The organism is Chryseobacterium sp. BGARF1, assembly GCF_001677955.1.
Classification (GTDB): Bacteria; Bacteroidota; Bacteroidia; order Flavobacteriales; family Weeksellaceae; genus Chryseobacterium.
On sequence record NZ_LELA01000137.1, the window covers coordinates 1 to 24,062 of the forward strand.

Sequence of the window (24,062 nt, forward strand, 5' to 3'; positions counted from 1 at the left end):
TATGAACTTCTAATGGAAAGTTCTGAAAACATGGTCAAATTATCTGCCATAAAATTATTACTCAATAAAATTTAAACAGCCTCTTAAAATTTAATAAAAATAAATTGCTACTATAAAAAATCTGATTATAACAATTAGCATTTTTATATTTGCAAAAAAAACATTCACATGATTACAAAAAAAATATTAACATTCTCATTATTAATATTGAGCTTTAATTTTCACTTTACTCAGGAAGTAGAGATTAAAGATGATAAAGTTTTGCTTGATGGAAAACAAATTTTGAAAGCAGAAAAAATCAATATGGTTGAATATTCATTTTATAATTTGAAAAGTGACGATGAAATATTACTTTACAGACAAATGGATAATGAAACATCAAGATATCAGGACGATGATTATTATGTACTGAATTTTCTGACCGAAAAAGTAAAAGTAGAGTCTAATGATTTTTATAAAATTGCAAGCTTTATGAATTCTAAAAAGTCTATGGAAAAATTGATAAAATGGCTTTTGAAAGAAAAAGTACTTACAAATGATGGAGAATTAAATCCTGATCGTCTTGCTATTTTCAAAGAGAAATATGACCAAAACATTACTGAAAGAACAATAAGATAAATGACCAAAATCCTTCTCCTCTCCGATTCTCACTCTTATATTGATGACCGAATTTTAGATTACGCAAAACAGGCTGATGAAATTTGGCATTGCGGAGATTTTGGAAGTTTTGAGATTATTGAGCAACTTGAAAAAATAAAACCTTTAAAAGGTGTTTGGGGAAATATTGACAATGCGAAAATACGAACTGAATTCCCTGAAGTAAATCGTTTTTTTTGTGAGAATGTGGAAGTTTTAATGATTCACATCGGTGGATATCCCGGAAAATATACGCCTTTAGCAAAGAAAGAGATTTCAGAAAAAGCTCCGAAATTATTTATTTCAGGGCATTCTCATATTCTGAAGGCGATGTATGATGATAAAAATAAGTTGCTGCATCTAAATCCCGGAGCTTGTGGAAAACAAGGATGGCATAAAATGAGAACCATGATGCAATTTGTGATTGATGGAGAAGAAATAAAGGATTTGGCAGTCATTGAATTGGGTCCAAAAATTTAATTTAAGGTTCTGAGTTTAAAATTTAAAATTATTAGATGAAAATTGGTGATAAAGTTTCGGTGGTAGATGAAGATTTAAGCGGAGTAATTACTTCTGTGAATGGAAATATCGTAGTTTTTAAAGACGAATACGGTTTCACCTATCAATACCCGAAAGAAAAATTGGTTCCGAAAAATGCTGAAATTTATGAAAATATTAAAATCATAAAAAAAGCAGAACCAAAAAAAATAACTTCTAAAAAGCATGATAAAACTCCTTTAATTTTAGATCTTCATTTTGAAAATCTAGTTAAAAACCCTCATGATTACGATAGTTTCGAAAGATTATTTCTTCAGAAAGAAAAATTAATTCAAACCTTAAATTTTTGTAGAAAAAATCATTTAAAAAGACTTGAAATCGTACACGGAATTGGCGACGGAACATTGCAGCGCATGGTTTTTGACGTTCTTGAAAGCCAGACAGGGTTTGATTTTTACAATAAGGAAATACTTCATCATCAATCGGGTGCGGTAATGGTAGAATTTCACTAAATTTGCAACAATTGTAATATGAACATACTAAATTTACTTTTTACCAAAGACGGACTGATTTACCAAATCACCAAGAACAAAAGTGTTTTGGAGGAAAAGTCTTATTTCGTAGACGAAGAATCACCAAAGAATTTTATCGCAGGAAAACTGGAAGATATTTTAATCAAGAAAAGATACGACCAAGTTTCTGTGGTCTCTGCGCTGAATCATTTTACATTGATGCCAGAAGGTTTTGAAGATCACGATTCGGGATACGACCTGATTGCCTTTAATGCGCCTGTAGATAAAGAAAATGAAGAGCTGATGCTTTCTGTAAACAAAAAGTTTAAACTTCAGTTTTATTATACCTTTCCGAGAGAATTTTATCAAAAAATACAAGATCTTTCAATCCCGATGAAATTTAATTTTTCTGGAGAGAAATTTTTAAACTCAATCAATAACAAAAACAATAAAGAAATTCACATCAATCTTTACCATCATCAATGTGAATTTTTTGCTATTTCAAATAAAAAAATCATCTTATATAATAATCTAGATGTAAATTCGGAAGTAGATTTTCTTTATTTCGTGATGTTTACCTTAAGCAAAATCGGCTTTGGGATTAACGACACTCATTTTTACGTGTATGGCGAAACTACAGAAAACGAAACATTTATTTCAGAACTTCAGAAGTTTGTAAAAAACCTGAAAGTGGTTTTTGATAATATTCCGAATAAAAATTTCATCCTTAATTAGGTTGCAGGAAGCAGATTTTAGGATTTAGTTTCTACTGCTCCCTTTCACCTACCCTCTAAAACCTAACAAACATGTACAGAATAATTTCCGGTAAATGGAAAGCCAAAAAAATAGCCGCTCCCAAAAATTTCGACGTAAGACCGACAACTGATTTTGCTAAAGAAGCACTTTTCAGCATTTTGGAAAATACGTACGATATGCAGTCAATCTCAGTTCTTGATCTTTTCGCAGGAATTGGCTCTATTACTTTTGAATTTGGATCAAGAGGTTGCCAAGATATAACTTCGGTAGAACTAAATCCTAAACATACTTCATTTATTAATTCTGTAGCATCAGAATTAGATATGAGCTTGCAAGTGAGTACTCAACGTGGCGATGTTTTTGACTGGCTAAAAAAATTCAGAAATAACAAATCTTACGAGATCGTTTTTGCGGACGCTCCTTTTGAAACTGAAGAAAAAAAATACCATGACTTGCTTTCTTTAGTTTTAAACAATAAATACCTAAAGCCTAACGGAATTCTTATTGTAGAGCACCAAAGTAAGCTAACACTAGACCATCCGAATTATAAATACACTAGAAAATACGGAAATGTAAGTTTCAGTTTTTACGGTCCTAATGAAGAATCTGAAATTGAAACCGAAATCAACGACGATACAACAGAATAAAAAAAGACTCAAATCGAGTCTTTTTTGTTATAATACTTTAAGTTCTAAGTCTATTGTTTTACCAAAGAATTTCTTTGATATCTTCTCGAAATTCTTGGTAATATCCGAAAGATAAAATTTATAATTCGGTTTGGGATTATTATCATTCAATAGATGATATTTATCTAAAATAATCGTTAAATGATTGGCTACAATATTCGGTGAATCAATCACACGAACACGGTTTCCGTAATATTGTTTAATCTCGTCAATCAAAAGCGGATAATGAGTACAACCCAAGATCAACGTTTCAATATTTTTCAATTTGGTATTACTCAAATAATTGTAAATAATAGAATGCGTAATCGGATGGTTTTTAAAACCTTCTTCAATGGCAGGAACCAAAAGCGGAGTCGCCAACTCATCAACTTTAATAAACTTGTTGTGTTTCCGTATACTTTTCTTGTACAAACCAGAATTTACTGTTGCTTTCGTTGCAATCACCCCTACATTATTATGAAGTTCGTACGCCACTTTTTCAGCAACAGGATTAATTACATCAATAACCGGAACTTTCCCGGCAACCGACAGCATTACTTCCTTCAAAGCATTTGCTGTAGCCGTATTACAGGCAATTACAATCGCTTTACAATTTTGTTCTAACAGGAAGTTAGAAATTTTCGTAGAATATTCTATAATCGCTTCTTTCGATTTTTCACCATACGGAAGATGTTTGGTGTCTCCAAAATAAATAAGGTCTTCATTAGGAAGAAGTCTTTTTATTTCTTTGGCAACCGTAAGCCCCCCCACTCCACTATCAAAAATCCCGATAGGTTGCTTTGGAGAAAGATGCGAATAGTTTTGTTTTTTAGTTTTCAAACGATGTGAAATTTAATACAAAAATACTTAAAGATTTTAGATTTGAGATTCGAGATTCGAGATTTTTAAACCAGAAAAAGATCCGAAGCAATTCCATCTGCCATAAACCAATGTTTTTCAGGAATTTTAAGGTGATTATTTTCAATATTTAAAATACCTTCTTCTATTTTATGTTGAATTTCCTTATTAAAGTGATTCAAAATATTTTCAGAAAATTTTTCGTTTAAACTGTTTAAGTCTACTCCCCAAATCGTTCTTAAACCGATCATAATCATTTCGTTGAACTGGTCTTGTTGAGAAAGAATTTCGGTTTCTTTAGCTAAAATATTTGAATTTAATTTCTTGATGTATTGTTGGTTATTAGCTACATTCCAGCTTCGTACATCTGTTCCGTTGTAAGAATGTGCAGAAGGGCCAATGCCTAGATATTCCTGGTATTTCCAATAGGCAGAATTGTGTCTTGAATAAAATCCCTCTTTGGCAAAATTAGAAACTTCATAATGATCAAAACCATGGTCTTTCAGAAAATCAATCATGTAATAAAACTCACGGTTCTGCTCTTCTTCTTTGGGGTTTGCAACCTTTCCTTTTGAAACCCAGTTTTCTAAAGCAGTTTTCGGCTCAACCGTTAAAGCATAAGACGAAATATGTGGAATTTCAAGCGCAATGGTTTTGTTTAAATTTTGTTTCCAGATTTCCAAATTGGAAGTTGGCGAACCGTAAATTAAATCGATACTCAAATTTTCAAATCCGAAATCCTGCGCTCTTTTAATTGAACCTTCCGCTTCGGATGCATTGTGTGCTCGGTTCATCAATTTCAGGTCTTCATCAAAGAAACTTTGGGTTCCTATAGATAAACGGTTAACCGGAGAATTTGACAAACCTTTTAAAAATTGAGAATTTAAATCATCAGGATTAGCTTCTAAAGTAATTTCGATATCGCTATTAAAATTAAAATGTTTTAAAACTTCATCAATTAAAGATTTTATTTCATCTGCAGAAAGTACAGAAGGAGTTCCACCGCCAAAGTATAATGAGTGTAAATTCTTGTTCTGAAGTTCCTCTTTTCTAAGGAAAATTTCTTTTTTCATCGCATCCAGCATCTCATCTTTAAAATTCAAAGAAGTGGAAAAATGGAAATTACAATAGCTGCATTTTTGTTTGCAGAAAGGGATGTGAATGTAAATCATAAAAAAAGCCCTGAAAAATTTCAGAGCTCAAATTTATTTAAATTAAATTGATTAATATCTAAATCCTCTATGATTAATAAAGTTATCGAAGTTATAACCAAGACCTAGCATGAAGCTATTTCCTCCATATGTCTGAATATCAGACATTCCAAGATTGTAAGTGGCACCAATCATAAATTTGTTGAATCTTACTTTTACAATTGGAGAAACACTTAATTCCTGATTATCAAATCTATTTTGAACCGCTCTGTAGCTTACCCCAAAAGAGAATGCATTGATATCGTTAGAGAATGTAGCCATCAAGTTGAAGTCTGTCATTCTTGTAGAGTTCGTATTTAAGTTTACCAAAACTGAAGGTGTTAATGCAATGTTATCTGCAAGTTTCCAGTCGTATCCTAAGTTTAAGAAAAATTTGATCGGAGAAGGTTCGTAATTGTTTACGATAGATTCGTCATTGCTTAATGCGATATCGTTCACAGAAACACCCCCGAAAATACCTCTATAAGTAGCTGCTAAACCAAAGTTTGCATATGCCATAAAGATATTGCTCTCGTTACCTTGCAATAATGGGTCGTAACCATCTTCAGTATTGATTTTTGAGTAATCAAAATTCATATTGTAGAAGTTAACACTTGTACCAAAAGAAAACTGATCTTTTCTCTCCCCTTCACTACTTAGTGGGATGAAATAAGATGCACCAGCTGTAATACCTCCAGCTGAAATAGGACCGTTGCTATCTCTGAAAACGGAAAGACCCGCTCCTACTCTGTCAAAAATATTAGCGTTGATCCCCACAGACTGCACGTTTGGAGACTCGCTGAATTTTGAAAATTGTTGTTGATAGTTTAGGTTAAGTTGTACGTAGTCTGTTTTACCGTATTGTGCAGGGTTGAACAGGAACTCACCATCCAAAAGATATTGTTGATAGTATGGTAGTGATTCTTGTGCTTTGTATGCATTCGACAAAAGAGCTAAACATACGATAGCATATAGTTTTCTCATAACAAATCTTGATTTCAATTCAACAAATATAAAAAAAATCTCAATATATTTTTAGTTTTCTAAATAATTTCTCCATTTTTTTACAGCATCCGTCATATCTTGAGGCATTGGGCTCTCAAAATACAATTCCTTTTTCGTGGTTGGATGTATAAACCCTAAAGTGTGTGCATGAAGTGCATGTCTAGGTAAAACATCAAATACATTTTTTATAAACTGCTTATACTTAGGAAGATTAACTCCTCTCAAGGCGATATTTCCTTCATATCTTTCGTCATTGAACAATGTATGACCAATATGTTTAAAATGCGCTCTAATTTGATGGGTCCTTCCGGTCTCAAGCTTACATTCTACCCAAGTCATATATTTGAATCGCTCTAAAACTTTATAATGTGTCACGGCATGCTTTCCTTGGCTTCCGTCAACATAAGTGTACATCTGCATCCTGTTTTTAGGATGCCTACCGATGTGCCCCGTAATGGTACCTTCATCGTCCTTCACATTCCCCCAGACAAAAGCCCAATACAAACGTTTGGTTTTTCTTTCGAAAAATTGTTTAGCTAAAAAACTTAAGGCATATTCATTTTTGGCGATCACCAAAAGCCCGGATGTATCTTTATCAATTCTGTGAACCAACCCTACCCTGTCTAGATCTGATTTCTCCCCATTTTTCTGAAAATGAAAAGCTAAAGCATTCACCAAAGTTTTATCCCAGTTTCCAAATCCCGGATGCACAACCATTCCCGGCTCTTTATCTACCACCACCAAATCATCATCTTCATATACTATGTTAATAGGAATATCTTGAGGAATGATCGTATTTTCACGAGGTGGATGGGTTAGCAAAACAGAGATCTGATCTCCCGGTTTTACTCTATAATTTTGTTTTACAGGATTTCCGTTGACTACTACATTTCCGGCACGGCAAGTCTGCGAGATCTTGTTTCTCGAAGAATTTTGTCTGAAATTAAATAAAAATTTATCTATTCTTAAAGGCTCCTGATTACCATCAACCGTAATATTGAGATGCTCATAAAGACCCTTATTTTCATCATCAATATCAATGCTGTTATTGGCATCTAAAAATTCTTCGTCTAAAAAATCCTCGTTATCTTCTGTCATTGCTTTATCTATATAAAAGGCTTCAACATAATTAAAGTTGAAGCCTTATTTTTTATATTAAATTAAAAATTAATTTATAATTACCTTTTTAGCTTTAGGCTTTTCTGTTGCAGGAGTTGTCGCTGGTGCAGCAGATTTTGGTTTATCTCCTGTAGTTGCAGGTTTTGTAGAAGTTCCACTTGGTTTTGCCGTCTCAGTTTTAGGAGCTTCCTTTTTCTGAGGTGCAGGAGCCGGAACAGGATCATTCATTGGTGGTGGGTCCTGAAAATTTGGCACTTCATCATATCTTACCGGAGGCAAAGTAGTATCTACTTTCATACGGTAAGTAGAATTAAGTATTTCTATTTTCCCACGAAGTTCGGCAGGTGTTTTTTTACTTGCCCAAAGATCGATCTGCATTCCCTGATCTCGCGCATCACCTGATGCCGGATCCTGATAATACACAATATCTGAATCATCATTTCCACCATCTTCATGATCTACAAGGCCTACTTCAAAAAGATTTCTTGCGATCAACGCTTTTGCATCTTTTACCGTTAATCCTACAACATTAGGAATAGCAATATTTCGCATAGGACCAGATCCTACTACAACATCAATTACTGAGAATCTTGGGATCTTAGTTCCCGGTTTAATAGAGTTTCCTTTAAATAAAATCCTTAAAACCGCATCTTTCTGAATACTTGGTTCATAAATAGTATCTGCAACCTTAAGACCTACCTGCTCTAATCTCTGGAAAGCCAATCCCGAATATTTGTTGATAACATCAGGAACAGCAACCGGAGCCCAGCTTTTAGGATTTACCATCAACTGAATAGCTCTTCCGTCTTTTACACGTGATCCAGGAGAAGGATACACCTTCAAAACCTGAAGAGGCCTGTATTTAGGGTTATAAGCTGCACTGTCAACTTCATAGTCGAGGCCTGCATCTTCTAATATTTTTACTGCGTCATGAACAGATTTATTAATGACATTAGGAACAGGAATTTCCTGTCCATGATTGGTGTGGTACTCCAACCAACGGAAAGTAAGCCATACCAATCCTACGAAAATACCGATGGCTACTAATAAATTGAGTAAAACTTTCCAGTTGAAAAGTGATTTAAGCATACTTAAAAATACTTTAATAATAACGACAAAGATAATTAATAATTTTATATTGATGTTTTTATTTAACAGAATTCATTTTTGCTTTCAAAAAATTCAAAATTCATTTATTTCAATATATAAAATGTTTAAATTTGCCTTTATTGATAATATGGATATGAGCAAAAAACACGTTGCCGTAGTTATGGGAGGCTATTCTGATGAATATAAAGTTTCTCTGAAAAGTGGCCAGTTAATATATGATTCTTTAGACAGAGACCTTTATCATGTGTATAAAGTGGTTATTCTGAAAGAAGAATGGTATTTTTTGGATGAAAATGAAAATAAAAGGTCTATCAACAAAGGTGATTTTTCAGTTACTTTAGATAATAATGAAGCATTGAAATTTGATGCATGCTTCAATATTATTCACGGAACTCCGGGTGAAAACGGAATTCTTCAGGCGTATTGGGACGCTATCGGACAGAAATATACCGGTTGCGATTTCTATCAAAGCGCATTAACCTTCAATAAAAAAGATACTTTAGCAGTGCTTTCAAAATATGGAATTCCTTCTGCAAAAAGTGTTTATTTAAGAAAAGGAGAAGATATTAATGTTGAAGAAATTATTAATGAATTAGGACTTCCTGTATTTGTAAAACCCAATCAGTCGGGTTCTTCACTGGGAATTTCTAAAGTAAAAGACAAATCTGAACTGATTGCTGCAACCGAAATCGCTTTTAAAGAAGATGATGAAATTTTAATTGAAAGTTTCTTAGACGGAATGGAAGTTTCTGTTGGAGTTATCGATTTTAAAGGTGAAACAATTGTTTTGGGGATTACAGAAATTGTTCCTACAAACGAATTTTTCGATTACGAAGCCAAATACGAAGGTGCTTCAGAAGAAATTACTCCTGCAAGAATTGATGCAGAGACCACAAAAAGAGTGGAAGAAATTGCAAAAAGAGCTTACAATTCTCTTGGAATGAGCGGCTTTTCAAGAAGTGAATTTATTTTGATGGACGGAATTCCTTATATGCTTGAAATGAATACCAACCCAGGATTTTCTCCGGCAAGTATTCTTCCGCAACAGGCAAAAATTTACGGAATTTCCATCAAAGACCTTTGTGGAAACGAAGTTGAAAAAGCTTTACAAAAGAGAAACTAAATATTAGAAGTTAGAGATTAGAGTTAAAATAACTCATAATTGATGACCCATAACTTATAACTTTATTTGCGCATGAAAATTGCTGTTTTTCCGGGTTCTTTTGACCCGATTACTTTAGGACATTACGACATTATTGAAAGAGCGGCAGCACTTTTCGATAAAGTAATTATTGCCATTGGTCAAAATTCTCAGAAAAAATATATGTTTCCCATTGAGAAAAGAATGGAATTCATCCAAAATTCGGTAGCTGAATTTCCCAATGTGGAAGTTGATTATTTTGAAGGCTTAACTGTTGATTACTGTTTTGAAAAAAACGCTCAGTTTATTTTAAGAGGTTTAAGAAATCCTGCCGATTTCGAGTTTGAAAAAGCAATTGCTCATACCAATCGTACGTTAGCTCATAAAAAGCTCGAAACAGTTTTCCTATTGACTTCATCAGGAAAATCATTTATCAGCAGCAGCATCGTAAGAGAGATCATCAATCACGGTGGCGAATATGAACTTTTGGTTCCGGAAGCGGTAAGAGTTGAAAGATAAGTAATAGTTAATTGGCAATGAGTAATTTTAAATACAGTCATAATTTATGGATTTTAATCAAATCTTTAGAGATAGAACGAAAAATTTCTCAATATCAATAATAAAATCACTTTCACCATTACCATATTCAGATGCTGTTTCAATCATTAGAAAACAGATCATAAGATCTGCAACTTCTGTTGCCGCAAATTACAGAGCAGTTTCACGAGCAAGGTCTGATAAAGAACGATTTGCAAAGATCTGTATTGTGGTTGAAGAAATAGACGAAACTCAACTGTGGCTGGAGATTATTGAAGAGCTTGGATATGTAGATTCAGAAAAATTATTAGCTATAAAATCAGAATGTGAAGAATTAGTCAAGGTAATGACAACTTATAAATTTAAATTATCTCAAAATATTTAGCCTGAATCAAATTACTCATTAACAATTACTCATCACCCATAATCCATGCACGAACAGATCAATTTTGCAATAGAGATCCTCGGTACGATATCATTTTCGATGTCGGGAAGTTTTGCAGCAATGCAGAAAAGACTGGATCCGTTCGGAGTTCTGATCATTGCTTTCGTAACATCTGTTGGTGGCGGAACGGTAAGAGATTTACTGCTCGATGTTCCCGTATTTTGGATGCACGATCTCCTGATGTGTGGTGTGATTTTGATAACTTCGATTTTTTCGATGGTCTTTAAATCAATCGAGAAAAACTTTAAAGTGACTTTATTTATTTTTGATAGCTTCGGATTGGGATTATTTACTCTCATTGGTGTTCAGAAGGGGTTAAATGCAGATATCCATCCTTTAATTTGTATCGGACTTGGAACCATTACCGGCTGTTTCGGTGGGATTATCCGGGATATTTTACTCAACAGAATTCCTTTAATTTTTCGAAAAGAAATTTACGCAAGCGCCTGTATTATTGGCGGGGCAACATTTCTATTACTGACCACATTTACCAATCTTTCTTATACAATTATTCAGATTTTCACTATTCTATTGATTGTTGCCATTAGAACATTAGCTGTAAAATACCATTGGCAAATGCCTAAATTTTACGGTTACAATAATGATGCTGAAATGTAAACTTTGTGAAAAAAAATAATCCTTCTATTCGCTTTATCCATCTTATTTTCTTGCAACCGTGAAAGCAAGTTCGATTTAGAAAAAGACCTCTATCAATTTTCTGAAAAAATGGAAAATGGAGACACTTTGGAGGTTAATGTTGACTATTGAGCCTGCATGTTTGCTGGATATGAGAGGTATAATTTTGTAAAAGAAAATGACACCTTATATTTAGAAACCCATTCAGAAATAAGCTCATTTGAAAAGAAGCAACAAACTTTGCCCAAAATCATTTATCCTTTTAAACCCAACAATTCTTTTTCTTTTGAAAATTATTTTAAATATTTAAAAAACGAAAATAAAGCTAAACGCAAATATGGTTCATCCTTGGTAACAGTTTATTATCCTAATAAAGATCAGACACAATATTTCAATGATGACGGTTTAGGTGATAAGTTCACGAAATTGGATAAACTCTCTTTAATTAGAAAAAGACTTTATCCCAATGACAAATTCTTTGAAACGCCAGAACCTCCTCCTCCACCTCCGTCCAAAAAATAAAAAATGCACTAAAATCAATTAGTGCATTTTTTATTATTTTATATGTTATTAAAACTTCCCTCTATTCCTCATATTAGGATTGTGCATATGCTTTTGCATGGTTGGCATTTTCAACTGGTCTTTCAGCATTTTGATCTGATCGGCCATCATCCCTGCAGAGTCTAATTTTTTTGCTTCCTCCAAAAGTTTTTGCCCTTCCTGTCTTCTTCCTTTAGAAATTGCTCCGGCTGCCAAATTAAGCGTCGCCATGGCACGGTCATGTTTCATATTCAAACCATAATCCAAAGCTTTTTTCATCAAAGGTTCCACTTGTGTAGGATGTTCCTGAGCTAAAACCAAACCTTGTAAATAATGGTAATATCCGTATTGGTTTTTATGAAGTTCAGTTTTATAATCTTTAATATTATTTAAAAACTTTGAAGCTTTGATCATGTCTTGTTTTCTCAATTGCCAAAAAGCTAAAAGAATATTTTCATTCTTAAAAAATAAGAAAATTGGCAATGCAGCCAAAAGGAAAATCACAATTCCCCAGCCTAAATTCCTTGTGAAAAACATCATATAAAGACCTCCGATAATCAGAAGTGCTGCAACTATGACTTTTATGTACTTATTCATTATTAAATTTTAGAAGTGCAAAGATAGGAAATTTGATTGTTAGTTTTTAGATGATAGAGGACGGTTTCTAATTAAATTTCCACACATTAAAAAACGATCAGCCAACAACTATTAACCATTAACCTTTTCATACGTCTGAAAGCAGAAATCGTATTGATTTTTCTCGTCTTTTTCATGACAGATTTCTCCAGTTTTTTTCCAAATCTTTTCGTTGATTTTTGGGAAATGGGTATCTGCTTCCAAAGTTGCTTTTACCAAAGTTACTTCAAGGCGGTCTGCAATTTCCATGGTTTGTTCGTAGACATTTCCTCCTCCAATGATGAAAATATTTTCATCAATCTTTTTTGCAAACTTCACCGCTTCTTTAAGACTTCCAACAATTAAAACCCCTTCCTGAAACCAGTTTTTCTTTCTTGAAACAACAATATTAGTACGGTTGGGAAGTGCTTTTCCGATGCTTTCATAAGTTTTTCTTCCCATAATAATCGGGTGTCCCGAAGTTAAGTCTTTGAAATGTTTTAAATCTTTCGGAAGATGCCACAATAACTGATTACCAGAACCAATCTCGTTTTTCTCTCCCATTGCCACCACAATTGTTGTCATTCAATAAATTTTCTGCAAAATTAGCACTTAATTTGTATATTTGGTTAGCACAAAAAATAATAAAAATTAAAACTATGAAATCGCCATTTCAAAATTTTCAAAAATGCATTCATAAAGATGGGCGATTGCATATGACTATTTAAAACATTAAAAATTCACATATGAAAAATAAAGGCTGTCTGAGCGCCGGAACCATCGGCATTGCTCTTCTTATTATCGTTGGAGTACTTTTTTTCTGGGGAAAAAACGGTTACAACAACTTTGTAGCACAGGAACAAAAAGTTGATGCAAAATGGTCTAACGTACAAACGGTATATCAGAAAAGAGCCAACTTAATTCCTAATTTGGAAAGAACGGTAAAATCATATTCAAAATTTGAGCAGGAAACATTAACGAAAGTTGTCGAAGCCCGTTCAAAAGCAACTTCTATTAATATCAATCCTACTAATTTAACGGAAGAAGATATGGCGAAATTCCAGGCTGCACAAGGTGAACTTTCCGGAGCATTGAGCCGATTAATGGCCGTGGTAGAATCTTACCCGAATCTGAAAGCAGATCAGCAATACATCAATTTCCAAAGAGAATATATTGCAATAGAAAACAGCATCAGAACAGAAACAGTATATTACAACGATGCTGCAAGAGATTATAATATTTCGATCAAACAGTTTCCTAATAATATCTTGGCAAACTTTACCAATTTCAAAGAAAAACCTTTATTTAAAGCACAAACCGGGGCTGAAAATGCACCAAGCGTATTTACAGAATAATGAATCGTTTTTTAACAGATAAGCAGATTACTTCTCTTGTAGAAGCCATCCAATCGGCAGAGCAGCATTCTACCGGAGAAATTCGTGTACACATTGATTCTACGTCAAATAATCAGATTGCGGCAACTGCTTTCGAGGTTTTTAAAGAACTTTGTAAAGATAAAACTGCAGAAAAAAATGCGGTGCTTTTTCATGTCAATTTTGAGAAAAAATACTTAACGATTATCGGTGATACAGGAATCCACGAAAAAGTACATCAGTCTTATTGGGATTATCTGCATGATTATATTACGTCAGAATTTTCAAAAGGTCATTTTTATCAGGCTTTAAAAAGTGGAATTCTGGAAACCGGTTTAGAATTAAAAAAACATTTTCCAATAAAAGGAGAAAATCACAACGAATTACCCAATGAGATTACATTCTCTTAAAATATTTTTCACATTCATTTTCATTTGCTGTTATGGTTTTTTATCGGCACAATACACTATTCCCGAAAAACCTGCAGTTTTATATCCTGTTTATGACGAGGCAAATTTACTTACAGCGCAGGAAAAAAATGAACTGAATAATAAACTCATCAAATTCGCAGATTCTACCTCAACGCAGATTGAAATTATTATCATTCCATCCACAAAAGGTGAAGATGTTAATTATTTGGCAACGATGTTTGGGGAAAAATGGGGAATCGGCCAAAAAGATGTAGACAACGGAGTTGTTTTTCTGATTGCTAAAGATGACAGAACGATGTCGATTCAGCAAGGAAGAGCAGTTGAGCAGTATTTAACAGCCTCAGTTGCCGGACAAATTTTAGATTATATCGTTACTCCCAATTTCAGACAGGGAAAATGGTACGAAGGCATTAATGGCGGAACCAATGCCATCATGGAAGCGGTTCAGGGAAAATTTAAACCGATTGCCACCAAGAATAAATCTGGAGATATAAGTGTTACCAAACTACTCATTATTGCTTTCGTTATTTTTATCATCCTCGCTATCTTTTTCGGAAATCGAGGCGGTGGAAACGATGATGACGATGACATTACGATAAGTCGTAGAGGCCGAAGAAATTATCCCGGAGGATTTTTTCCATTCCCTTTTCCAGGAAGTTTTGGCGGCGGATTCGGTGGCGGAAGTTCCCGTGGTGGCGGTGGTTTTGGAGGATTTGGCGGAGGCGGAAGTTTTGGCGGAGGCGGAGCTTCGGGTGGATGGTAAAAATATTTATACAAATATTCATTGTTGATCATTTCATGACTTTCACTTTTATTTATAGTATTTGCTTTCAAAATCAAATAATTAAAATCATTTAATCTTTCTAGCTGTATTTATTTTAATCCTTTGAATAAGTCCTGTATTTATAGAATTTTGGAAATGGTTTGTTTGATTAAAAAAAGCTGATATAGTATGAAACCCTTTTTAAAAATAATATTTAACCTACTCTTTGTTCTCTTCATCTTTTCTTGCACAAAAAATCCTGAAATATTTAAAGAAAATAATGATCTCAAACATGCTGAATCAGAATTAAAAAATGCACTTATTAACAATGAAATTTTACCTGACAAAGTAATTCCAGATTCACAAACTGCAGTTGATGTTGCCGAAAATTTTCTTTTTAATATTTACGGAAAGGAAAATATTATTCAACAAAGACCTTATAACCTCAATTTCATTGATGATTATTACATAATTGAAGGAACGCTTCCAAAAAACACTTTAGGCGGAACATTTCTAATTATTATCAATTCCAAAGACGGAAAAATAATTAAGCTTACTCACGGAAAATAAATTTTAATTTAAAAATCATTAATTTCATTTTTTCTCGATTAAAATTTTATTAAACCTACCAAAACCATTCATATTTTACTCAATTTTCATTATATTTACTGAAAACGGGGTCTATGAAAAAAACGCTGGTGGTTTTTGCCCATCCTTATCTGGAACATTCAAACTCTAATGTAGAGTTGATTAATTTCTATGTTCGTCATCAGCATTTTACCCTTCGTGATCTGTACGAAGAATATCCCGACTTTCATATTGCGGCTTTCAGAGAACGGAAAAGGCTTCAGAATTATGATCGTTTTATTTTTCAGTTCCCTATTATTTGGTTCGGAATTCCACCTTTGTTAAAATTGTGGATCGATGAAGTGTTTGACAGGAACTGGATCAAAGAAGGCGAAAATAATCCACTTGAAAACAAAGAAGTGTATATCGTTGTAACGACCGGCGGAAAAGAAAGATCTTTTTCGAAAGAAGGAACTTATAAATATACCATCGATGAATTGATCAGCGGACTGATTGTTTCTTTAAGCGTTTTTAATGCCAATATCAAAGACATTACCATCGTTTACGAAGCCAATAAACTGTCAAAAAAAGAAATTATCCTACAGAAAAAGAAATTTGTAGAAACCCTAAATCAATAATATGGAATCTAGCTTAGCAATGAACACCTTACTCTTTTTGGGCGTTGCCATTATTATGGTTCCGCTCGCAAGAAAATTCGGTCTAAGCTCAGTGATTGGTTACATTTTAGGTGGAATCATCATCGGACCTTATGTTTTAAAACTAACCGGAAATGATGTTGACGGAATTATGCATGCGAGTGAATTCGGAGTTATCATGCTTCTATTTTTGGTGGGACTAGAATTGGAACCCCGGAAATTCTGGGAAATGCGAAAGAAAATTGTTGGGCTCGGTCTCACACAGATGGTTCTTACTATTTCTATCCTTTTCATTATTTTCTTTTGGGCTGGTTGGAAAGTAGACAAAGCCATTGCCATTGCAATGTGTTTTGCATTATCGTCAACCGCGATTGTACTTCAGACCTTACAGGAAAAAAATAATCTGAAAACCTCAGCTGGAGAAGCATCATTTTCCACGCTTTTATTTCAGGATATTGCTGTCATCCCTATTTTGGCGATCTTGCCAATCATTGCCAATTACAAAGCGAGACATCATGATAATGAGGTTCAGATCTTAATTCAGAAACTTCCGGAATGGCTTCAGGCAGGAACCGTAATTTTTGGGGTTGTTATTTTAATTCTATTGGGGAGATATGTTTTTGTACCCTTTTTGAGATACGTTTCAAAAGCAGGAATGACGGAACTCTTAACAGCCTCTTCCCTATTTTTGGTGATAGGAGTTTCAGAATTAATGGTTGCCATCGGATTATCTCCCGCTTTAGGAGCCTTTTTAGCAGGTGTCATGTTGGCAAACAGCGAATTCCGCCATGAATTGGAGGCACACATTGATCCGTTTAAAGGACTTCTTCTCGCTGTATTTTTTGTAAGTGTAGGTTCCACGATGAATTTTAACATCATTGCTCAGGACCCTGTTTTCATTTTCAGTACTGTTTTTGTTGTTTTAGCCGTGAAGTTTTTTGTACTTTTTGCAATCGGAAAATTCTTCAAAATTGACACTCCGCAAAGTTTATTTTATGCTTTTGCCCTTTCTCAGGTTGGAGAATTTGCTTTTGTATTGATCAATTATGCTTCTGATCTTTATCTTTTCAGTGCAGAAATGAATGCTCAAATGATGGCAATAACCGCCATTACAATGTGTATTACACCAATTCTTTTAATCATTAACGACAGACTGATCACTCCTAAATTCATTAAAGAAATCCCTGAAGTAAAATCAGATTTTGATATTCTTGACGGCAATATTTCTCAGAAAAAAATTATCATTGTAGGTTTTGGTCATTTTGGAAGCACAGTCGGAAGACTTCTCAAAGCCAATAAAATATCGGCAACTGTTCTCGACAGAGATTCTGATAGAGTAAAATTACTAAGAAGCTATGGTTTTAAAGTCTATTACGGAGACGCTACAAGAATTCCCGTTTTGAGAGCCGCAGGAATTGAAGAAGCAGAAATTTTAGTTTTATGTCTTGATGATCCTGATGATAATAGATTTGTTGCAGAACTGGTTCGTGAGCAATATCCTAATGTAAAAATATTTGTTCGTGCTAAAAACAGAATTGATGCATACGAGTATTTAGACAAAGGAATTGATAATATTTATCGTGAAACTTTAGGAACCGCAGTAGAAATGGCAGTAGATGTTTTGCAGGAAACCGGAATGCGAAAGTATGCAGCACGTCGTCTTGGGCAAAGATTTATGGCAATCGACAAAGCCTCAATCCGAAAACTGGCAAAGTCAAAAGATGATGAAGATATACGTCTTTTTACTACAAAAGAACTCCTCCAGCGAGAGGAGGAGTTGTTGGCTTATGATAATTTAAATTTTGAAAATAGAGATTGGGAAACCTCATCAACAGATGAAGACGATGATGAAGAAACCCCGTAATAAATTATTGTACATCTACGCTTCCACCGCTGCTTTCTTCTTTGATTACAATCGTTACATTTCCTTTTTTGATTCCTTTTACACTACCGCCTGAAGATGCATGACCTTCAAATTTTGAAGAAACACCGATCTCTACACTTGCTCCGCTTGAAGCTTCGGCTTTTACATTTTCGGCAACCACTTCTTTTGCAGAAATACCGCTTCCTGAAGATGAAGTAAGATTAGCATTTTTAGTTTTTCCGGAAATTGTAACGTCAGCTGCTGAGGAAGCTTCAACAGTAAGATTTACCGCCCAGATTTGTCCTTTGAAAGTGGCACTGCTACCAGCATCAATATCTAAATCGTTGGCTTCAAGTTTCCCTGAAATATGAGCTGCACTTGAAATCTCGACATCTGTTTTCTCCTGAGTGAACTGATCTCTTACAATAATGATAGCAGCAGAGTTTGCTTCAAGTTTTTTAAAATCTTTAGCGTAAATTTTAGCTTTCACATTATTAGTATTCATCACACGCACTCCGGTTTTATAATGAATATGAAGCTCACCACCCTTATTATCAACCAAAACTTCATCAATAATATTTGCAGGGGCAGAAATTACTACTTTTTCAACATCAGATTTAATGATCTCGGCTTCAATAGCTTGAGAAACTTCGATTTCGTCAAAATCTCCTTTAAATTCTTTTTGTTTTAAAGAACCGTGATCTTTATTGGTAACGTCGGGTAACCAAGTTGATTTACCTTCTTTGTTTTCATTTTTTTTGCAAGAAGTGAAAATCACTAATCCTGAAAGAAGTAAAATTGCTGTATATTTCATAGTTAAATATTTTATTTTTTTTTAAAGAACATCTGCAATCGCGTCATTTTCACCAGTGTTTGAGTATGAAAGATCGTGGCGATTTGATGTTTTAATGTTTAGAAGATTAGTTTTTAATATCTTTATACTTTAATAACAACTAAATTATAAAATCTCTTACAATTGACAATAAAAACAATTTTTAAAATCAAAAGAGATGCTATATGACTTTTAAAATAATAAATATCTGCCCATGAAACACATTTCATCAGCATTGTTAATTTCTGCTTTGGCATTCAATTACTCTTGTACCACAATGAAAACAAACGACGTAAAACAGGAAATCCCAGTACCAGACGCTTCACTTTCTTCAAATCCTTTCATGAAGAAAAGCAAACTTCAGTATGAAGCTCCCGAGTTTGATAAAATTAAAAACGAACATTTCAAACCAGCATTCGAATTTGGATTAAAACAACACGATGCTGAAATTCTTAAAATCGCCAACAATAGCGCAGCGGCAACTTTTGAAAATACCATTGTCGCATTAGAAAAAAGTGGCGAAGTTTTGAAAAGAACTTTAATTACATTTTCAAATCTTACAAGTGCAAATACAAATCCTACTTTACAAGCTTTAGATGAAGAATATGCTCCAATATTTGCAGCTCATTCTGATAAAATGTATTTGAATGAAAACCTGTATAAAAGAATAAAATCGATTACAGAAAACGGTTTAGATTCTGAAAGCAAAAGATTAGTACAGTTTTACAAGCAAAATTTTGAAATCGCAGGAGCTAATCTTTCTTCTGCTGACAAAGAAAAATTAAAGCAGGTAAATCAGGAATTGGCATCCCTTTCCACTCAATATTCCAACAAATTATTGGAAGCGAGAAAGCAAGGTGGCGTTTTCTTTTCTGATGCTAAAGAATTAGATGGACTTTCCGCTGACGAAATTTCTGCAGCTGCAAGCGATGCAAAAACTGCAGGACAGCCAGGAAAATACCTTATCGCTTTACAAAACACAACCCAGCAACCTCTTTTACAAAACCTTACCAATAGAGCAACAAGAGAAAAATTGTTCAAAGCATCTTGGCAAAGAGCTGAAAAAGGTGATGCCAACGATACGAGAGAAACGATTGAAAAATTAGCTAAATTAAGACTTAAAAAAGCTCAAATCTTAGGCAAAAAAAGTTTCGCAGAATGGAAACTGCAGGATCAGATGGCAAAAAATCCTGAAGCTGCGGTAAAGCTGATGAATCAGGTTGCAAATCCGGCAGTAGAAACAGCAAAACGTGAAGCAAAAGATATTCAGGACTTAATCGATCAGCAAAAAGGAGGTTTCAAAGTAGAACCTTGGGACTGGAATTTTTATGCTGAACAAGTAAGAAAAGCGAAATTTGATTTAGATGAAAACCAAATCAAGCCTTATTTTGAAATCACAACTGTTTTAGAAAAAGGGGTTTTCTTCGCTGCAGAAAAATTCTATGGATTAACGTTCAAAAAAAGAACAGATCTTCCGGTTTATCATCCTGATGTGGTAACTTATGAAGTTTTTGATCATGACGGAAAATCTATCGCCATTTATTACTTAGACTTTTATACAAGAGATTCTAAAAGCGGTGGAGCCTGGATGAGCAACTACGTTGAGCAATCGTATCTTTTGGGAACAAAACCGGTGATTGTAAACTGTTATAATTATCAAAAACCAGCTCCCGGAAAACCTTCTTTGATTAGTTATGATGATGTTTCCACAATTTTCCATGAATTTGGTCACTCTATCCACGGAATGTTTGCAAGCCAGAAATACCCTTCACTTTCAGGAACCAATGTACCGAGAGATTTCGTAGAATTCCCTTCTCAAATCAACGAACATTGGGCTTTAGATCCTGTCGTTTTGAAAAACTATGCTATTCACTACGAAACAAAGCAACCTATTCCACAAGCTTTAGTTGATAAGATTAAAAAAGCAGCAACATTCAACCAAGGTTATATGACGACCGAATTGGTTTCTGCAGCGGCTTTGGATATGGATTGGCATTCTGTGACTAATGAAAGTCAATTGCTTCCTGTTTTAGATTTTGAAAAACAATCATTAAATAATCACGGATTTACTTTAGCTACTGTTCCTCCGAGATATCACACGCCTTATTTCGCACACATTTGGGGTGGTGGTTATTCTGCAGGATATTACGCTTATTTATGGTCTGAAACTTTAGATAATGATGCTTGGGAATGGATTAAGAATAACGGTGGTCTTACAAGAGAAAACGGTGACCGTTTCAGAAAATACATTCTTTCTGTAGGAAATTCTGTAGATCTGAATCAAGCATTCAGAGATTTCACAGGACACGATCCGGATATTAAACCTTTATTAAGAAGCAGAGGTTTTATTAAATAAACTTAAAAAGCATCCATGTTGGATGCTTTTTTTGTGGAAATAATTCCTATTAAAGAAATTCATTTAATTTTTTAATGACATTAAAATCTTTGCAATTTCCTGTTGGTTATATTTTTTCAAAAGAACTTTACCCTGAGAGTCTAGCAATAAGAAATTAGGGTTAGAAGAAATTTCGAGCTTTTCTACATAAGAGCGGTCGTTATTTTTACTCTTCACGTTGATCCAGTTTTGTAAACCTTTTTCCTGTACAAAGCTCTGCCATTTTTGGTCATCCGGCGTATTGAGATAAGCAACCGATTGAATATCTGCACCAGAATTGCGAAGACTTGCTATATAAGTTACAATTCCTGGTGTTTCTTCCTGACAATGCACACAATCCGGATCATAAAACATTACAAAAGTATATTTCGATTTCGCATAGATATCAGAAAGACCCACCATTGTTTTATCTAATTTTTGCATCTCGGTATTGGTAATAGTACTTCCTATTGGCACCGCTTCCAAAGCAGAAAGTTTTGCGGCGATACTTTTGTAAAACGTTTCATTTTTATTGACGCATTTCATATCATTCAGATAAGTATTGAATGTATATTTATAAGCATCATTCATCCCTTTTTGACTGTAATATTCAAGATTTTTAAAGATCCATTTCAGATAAAAAAGATAATTTTTAGAATCACAGTTTTGCCCCTTTAGAAGTTTGTCTACTCCTATTTTGTAGTTCTCATTATCAATTGGCAGAATAGTAAAATACTTGTTCAAAAACTGATACGAGTTCGGAAGTATCTGAATTCGTCTTTCATTAACATCAATATCCCCGAGAAAGCTTGCCTGTAGTTTTTTCCTTTCGTCTAAATTTTCAGGAATTTTCACATTCTTTTTTTCTTCTAGTTTTGTATAAAGATTAAGCGTAGGACTCGGATATTTTTTTTGAACAGCTTTTAAAAGTTCTAATTTTTTCTCATTATTCCCCGATTGTCTTTCGTAAGTGAGAAAACCAATATTAGGTTCTTGCTCAGCATTAAGTCCTAAAAGGTTGCTCCCTTCCAGAGTAAAAGATATTTTCTCACCATTGTTGACCAGGATATTTAAGGCAGATTTATTAGATTTTAATTCAAGTTTATAGATCCCTCCTAAAATTTTCTGTTTCTGAACAAATTTCACAACCGACGTTTTGTCACTGATTTTTGCAGAATCTACTGCATACGAGTCTGAAACCGTTCCGTTAAATATTTTAAGATACATTACATCTTTCGCAATTCCTTTGGTTTTGATACTGATTTCATAACCATTTTGTGCGGAAAATAAATTGAAAAATCCAAAAAGTAAAAAGAAGATATTTTTTTTCATCGATAAAGTATTTACACTTGTAAAGTATCACAAAAATATCAATATCTCAGTAAGAACAAAATAAGTTTTATAAAATTTCATCTTATTTTAATTATAATTTAATAATCTTCTTACTTTTTGATGAATTAAATGAAGATTTAATTTTAAATCTTCATTCAAAAACTTTTGCGACTTTTGTACATCAAAAAAATAAAAGAATGAACTGTCCTTGCTGCTCAGAAAAACTATACGAAGAATGTTGCAAACCTTATCACACGGGAGAAAAAAACGCTCCAACTGCTGAAGCTTTGATGCGTTCACGTTTTTCAGCATTTGCCATTCCGAATGGAGAATATTTGATGGAAACAACGTCTCCGGTGAAAAGACAGTTCCACAACAAAAAAGACCTACAGGAATGGGGAGAGATCAATGAATGGACAAAACTTGAGATTGTAGATAAGCCTTCGATGAATAAAGTAGAATTCAAGGCATATTACACCGATGAAGAAGGAGAAAAACAAGTTCACCACGAGTTATCAACATTTAAAATGATACAAAACCGCTGGTATTATGTGACTGGAGAATTTCTAGACTAATTTGTTGGTCAATCGCAAAGACGCAAAAGAATTTACTTTAATTATGTTTTAAGGCGCAAAGATCTTATCAAAAATAAAATTGAAAACGCTAAATTTTGAAAATCTTTGATTTTCAGCTTATATGCTCTAAAATATTTTCAAAGCATTAAAACTAAAGACTTATGTGACTAATGTGTTAAAAAAGCTCAACTTTTAATCAAAAAAATGTCCGATTAAAAAACCGGACATTCATATTTAAATAAAATATTTTTTAGTGAGCTTCATTTCCGTCGATCCCATGAGCGTGACCGTGAGACAACTCCTCTTCCGTTGCAGGACGTGTATTTACGATCTCAACTTGGAAATCTAAAACTTTTCCAGCCATTGGGTGGTTAAGGTCTGCGATAACAACTTCTGGTGTTACTTCAACTACAAAAGCCTGGAAGTTATTCCCATTATTATCAGAAAGAGGTAAAATAGCTCCTACAGGAGGAATTCCTGCTTCTGCGAACATATCGATCGGCAATTGTGCAATTGCGTCTTCTTGTTTTTCACCATATGCTTCTTCTGGCTGAATTACAAAAGCAGCAGTATCACCCGCTTTCAAACCAAGAATATTTTGCTCAAATTTAGGGATCATCATTCCCAAACCATATAAAAATGTAAGCGGATTTTCTGATGTAGTTTCTTCTACAAGAGTTTTAGTTCCATCTTCTTCGATTGTGTGAAGAATATACTTTACAGCTACAACGTGATTGTTTTCGATTGTCATATTTTTTCTTTTTCCGTGAATTTTGCCTCACGATTACCGGCACAAATATACTATTTTTGAGATAATAGTCCGAAATGTAATAATTTAAATTAATCTACAAATTAGAGCGTGTTTAAAACTTATTCAATATTTTTATTATAACCTTTTTCTAAATTTTCTAAATTAAAATAAACTTTGTTTATTCTTGTTTTAACATTAAGAGCCTGTTTAAAAAATGAATAATAAAAAAGAGTATGGGCTAAAAACTGGCTAAAAATTGTCATTTTAGAGTTGCAAAACAA

General features: G+C 33.8%; 28 protein-coding genes. 18 read left to right on the forward strand and 10 right to left on the reverse strand.

Features of this window, described 5'->3' with window-relative positions:
- The first annotated feature begins 168 nt into the window (after positions 1–168).
- The 5 genes from AB671_RS20360 to AB671_RS20380 all read left to right on the forward strand — a co-directional run bounded on the left by AB671_RS20360 (position 169) and on the right by AB671_RS20380 (position 3,049).
- A complete protein-coding gene (locus tag AB671_RS20360) occupies positions 169–618 on the forward strand; it encodes a hypothetical protein (protein ID WP_066677540.1) in 450 nt (149 codons plus the stop codon).
- Positions 619–1,116, forward strand: a complete 498-nt coding sequence (locus AB671_RS20365) for a metallophosphoesterase family protein (protein WP_066677541.1) — start codon at positions 619–621, stop codon at positions 1,114–1,116. It begins immediately after the preceding gene.
- 35 nt (positions 1,117–1,151) lie between these two features.
- On the forward strand, positions 1,152–1,646 hold the full coding sequence (locus AB671_RS20370) for a Smr/MutS family protein (RefSeq protein WP_066677542.1): 495 nt from the start codon (positions 1,152–1,154) through the stop codon (positions 1,644–1,646).
- A gap of 18 nt (positions 1,647–1,664) precedes the next feature.
- Positions 1,665–2,381, forward strand: a complete 717-nt coding sequence (locus AB671_RS20375) for a DUF3822 family protein (RefSeq protein WP_066677543.1) — start codon at positions 1,665–1,667, stop codon at positions 2,379–2,381.
- Positions 2,382–2,452: 71 nt separating this feature from the next.
- Positions 2,453–3,049, forward strand: coding sequence for an RsmD family RNA methyltransferase (locus AB671_RS20380; protein ID WP_066677544.1), 597 nt, complete (start codon positions 2,453–2,455; stop codon positions 3,047–3,049).
- A 27-nt stretch (positions 3,050–3,076) separates the two neighbouring features.
- Here the strand turns inward: AB671_RS20380 and murI are convergent, their stop codons facing one another.
- The 5 genes from murI to AB671_RS20405 form a co-directional block, all read right to left on the reverse strand.
- Positions 3,077–3,907 carry a glutamate racemase gene (gene murI, locus AB671_RS20385; RefSeq protein WP_066677546.1) on the reverse strand — a complete coding sequence of 277 codons (831 nt, stop codon included), beginning with the start codon at positions 3,905–3,907 and terminating at the stop codon, positions 3,077–3,079.
- Positions 3,908–3,972: 65 nt separating this feature from the next.
- Entirely contained in the window at positions 3,973–5,097 is a 1,125-nt protein-coding gene (gene hemW / locus AB671_RS20390) for a radical SAM family heme chaperone HemW (protein WP_082987376.1), read from the reverse strand.
- Between the two features lie 51 nt (positions 5,098–5,148).
- Positions 5,149–6,099, reverse strand: a complete 951-nt coding sequence (locus AB671_RS20395; RefSeq protein ID WP_066677548.1) for a PorP/SprF family type IX secretion system membrane protein — start codon at positions 6,097–6,099, stop codon at positions 5,149–5,151.
- Positions 6,100–6,150: 51 nt separating this feature from the next.
- Positions 6,151–7,218, reverse strand: coding sequence for an RluA family pseudouridine synthase (locus AB671_RS20400; RefSeq protein ID WP_066677549.1), 1,068 nt, complete (start codon positions 7,216–7,218; stop codon positions 6,151–6,153).
- Positions 7,219–7,287: 69 nt separating this feature from the next.
- Positions 7,288–8,328: a PASTA domain-containing protein gene (locus AB671_RS20405; RefSeq protein ID WP_066677551.1), complete on the reverse strand. Its 1,041-nt coding sequence runs from the start codon at positions 8,326–8,328 to the stop codon at positions 7,288–7,290.
- 154 nt (positions 8,329–8,482) lie between these two features.
- Here AB671_RS20405 and AB671_RS20410 point away from each other — a divergent pair, with 154 nt between their 5' ends.
- From AB671_RS20410 to AB671_RS20430, 5 genes are all read left to right on the forward strand, one after another.
- Positions 8,483–9,472: a D-alanine--D-alanine ligase gene (locus tag AB671_RS20410; protein ID WP_066677585.1), complete on the forward strand. Its 990-nt coding sequence runs from the start codon at positions 8,483–8,485 to the stop codon at positions 9,470–9,472.
- 72 nt (positions 9,473–9,544) lie between these two features.
- The gene (coaD, locus tag AB671_RS20415; protein WP_066677552.1) at positions 9,545–10,009 is read left to right on the forward strand and encodes a pantetheine-phosphate adenylyltransferase; all 465 of its coding nucleotides are present in this window, start codon (positions 9,545–9,547) and stop codon (positions 10,007–10,009) included.
- A 46-nt stretch (positions 10,010–10,055) separates the two neighbouring features.
- Positions 10,056–10,412: a four helix bundle protein gene (locus tag AB671_RS20420; protein WP_066677554.1), complete on the forward strand. Its 357-nt coding sequence runs from the start codon at positions 10,056–10,058 to the stop codon at positions 10,410–10,412.
- Between the two features lie 45 nt (positions 10,413–10,457).
- Positions 10,458–11,090 carry a trimeric intracellular cation channel family protein gene (locus AB671_RS20425; RefSeq protein ID WP_066677555.1) on the forward strand — a complete coding sequence of 211 codons (633 nt, stop codon included), beginning with the start codon at positions 10,458–10,460 and terminating at the stop codon, positions 11,088–11,090.
- A 156-nt stretch (positions 11,091–11,246) separates the two neighbouring features.
- Positions 11,247–11,630, forward strand: a complete 384-nt coding sequence (locus AB671_RS20430) for a hypothetical protein (RefSeq protein WP_066677556.1) — start codon at positions 11,247–11,249, stop codon at positions 11,628–11,630.
- 48 nt (positions 11,631–11,678) lie between these two features.
- Here AB671_RS20430 and AB671_RS20435 read toward each other — a convergent pair whose 3' ends face one another.
- Both AB671_RS20435 and AB671_RS20440 read right to left on the reverse strand, forming a co-directional pair.
- Entirely contained in the window at positions 11,679–12,245 is a 567-nt protein-coding gene (locus AB671_RS20435) for a hypothetical protein (protein WP_066677557.1), read from the reverse strand.
- A gap of 111 nt (positions 12,246–12,356) precedes the next feature.
- Positions 12,357–12,848 carry a dihydrofolate reductase gene (locus AB671_RS20440; protein WP_066677558.1) on the reverse strand — a complete coding sequence of 164 codons (492 nt, stop codon included), beginning with the start codon at positions 12,846–12,848 and terminating at the stop codon, positions 12,357–12,359.
- Positions 12,849–13,009: 161 nt separating this feature from the next.
- Here AB671_RS20440 and AB671_RS20445 point away from each other — a divergent pair, with 161 nt between their 5' ends.
- The 6 genes from AB671_RS20445 (at position 13,010) to AB671_RS20470 (ending at position 17,917) form a co-directional block, all read left to right on the forward strand.
- Positions 13,010–13,618 carry a LemA family protein gene (locus AB671_RS20445; protein ID WP_066677561.1) on the forward strand — a complete coding sequence of 203 codons (609 nt, stop codon included), beginning with the start codon at positions 13,010–13,012 and terminating at the stop codon, positions 13,616–13,618.
- A complete protein-coding gene (locus AB671_RS20450; protein ID WP_066677565.1) occupies positions 13,615–14,046 on the forward strand; it encodes a TPM domain-containing protein in 432 nt (143 codons plus the stop codon). The genes AB671_RS20445 and AB671_RS20450 overlap by 4 nt, the downstream gene beginning before the upstream one ends.
- On the forward strand, positions 14,027–14,830 hold the full coding sequence (locus tag AB671_RS20455) for a TPM domain-containing protein (RefSeq protein ID WP_066677567.1): 804 nt from the start codon (positions 14,027–14,029) through the stop codon (positions 14,828–14,830). Before AB671_RS20450 ends, AB671_RS20455 begins: the two co-directional genes overlap by 20 nt.
- Positions 14,831–15,019: 189 nt before the next feature.
- A complete protein-coding gene (locus tag AB671_RS20460; protein WP_066677568.1) occupies positions 15,020–15,400 on the forward strand; it encodes a YbbC/YhhH family protein in 381 nt (126 codons plus the stop codon).
- A gap of 113 nt (positions 15,401–15,513) precedes the next feature.
- Positions 15,514–16,035, forward strand: coding sequence for an NAD(P)H-dependent oxidoreductase (locus AB671_RS20465; protein ID WP_066677569.1), 522 nt, complete (start codon positions 15,514–15,516; stop codon positions 16,033–16,035).
- A 1-nt stretch (position 16,036) separates the two neighbouring features.
- Complete coding sequence (locus AB671_RS20470) at positions 16,037–17,917, forward strand: monovalent cation:proton antiporter-2 (CPA2) family protein (RefSeq protein ID WP_066677571.1); 1,881 nt, start codon at positions 16,037–16,039, stop codon at positions 17,915–17,917.
- Positions 17,918–17,921: 4 nt separating this feature from the next.
- Here AB671_RS20470 and AB671_RS20475 read toward each other — a convergent pair whose 3' ends face one another.
- A complete protein-coding gene (locus AB671_RS20475; RefSeq protein ID WP_066677573.1) occupies positions 17,922–18,731 on the reverse strand; it encodes a head GIN domain-containing protein in 810 nt (269 codons plus the stop codon).
- Positions 18,732–18,963: 232 nt separating this feature from the next.
- On the opposite strand from AB671_RS20475, the gene AB671_RS20480 reads away from it, so the two are divergent.
- Entirely contained in the window at positions 18,964–21,105 is a 2,142-nt protein-coding gene (locus tag AB671_RS20480) for a M3 family metallopeptidase (protein ID WP_066677575.1), read from the forward strand.
- A 63-nt stretch (positions 21,106–21,168) separates the two neighbouring features.
- On the opposite strand, the gene AB671_RS20485 is transcribed toward AB671_RS20480, so the two are convergent.
- Positions 21,169–22,455: a TlpA family protein disulfide reductase gene (locus tag AB671_RS20485; protein ID WP_066677578.1), complete on the reverse strand. Its 1,287-nt coding sequence runs from the start codon at positions 22,453–22,455 to the stop codon at positions 21,169–21,171.
- A 197-nt stretch (positions 22,456–22,652) separates the two neighbouring features.
- On the opposite strand from AB671_RS20485, the gene AB671_RS20490 reads away from it, so the two are divergent.
- Complete coding sequence (locus tag AB671_RS20490; RefSeq protein ID WP_066677581.1) at positions 22,653–23,030, forward strand: YchJ family protein; 378 nt, start codon at positions 22,653–22,655, stop codon at positions 23,028–23,030.
- 250 nt (positions 23,031–23,280) lie between these two features.
- On the opposite strand, the gene AB671_RS20495 is transcribed toward AB671_RS20490, so the two are convergent.
- Entirely contained in the window at positions 23,281–23,781 is a 501-nt protein-coding gene (locus tag AB671_RS20495; protein WP_066677583.1) for a peptidylprolyl isomerase, read from the reverse strand.
- Between the last annotated feature and the right edge of the window lie 281 nt (positions 23,782–24,062).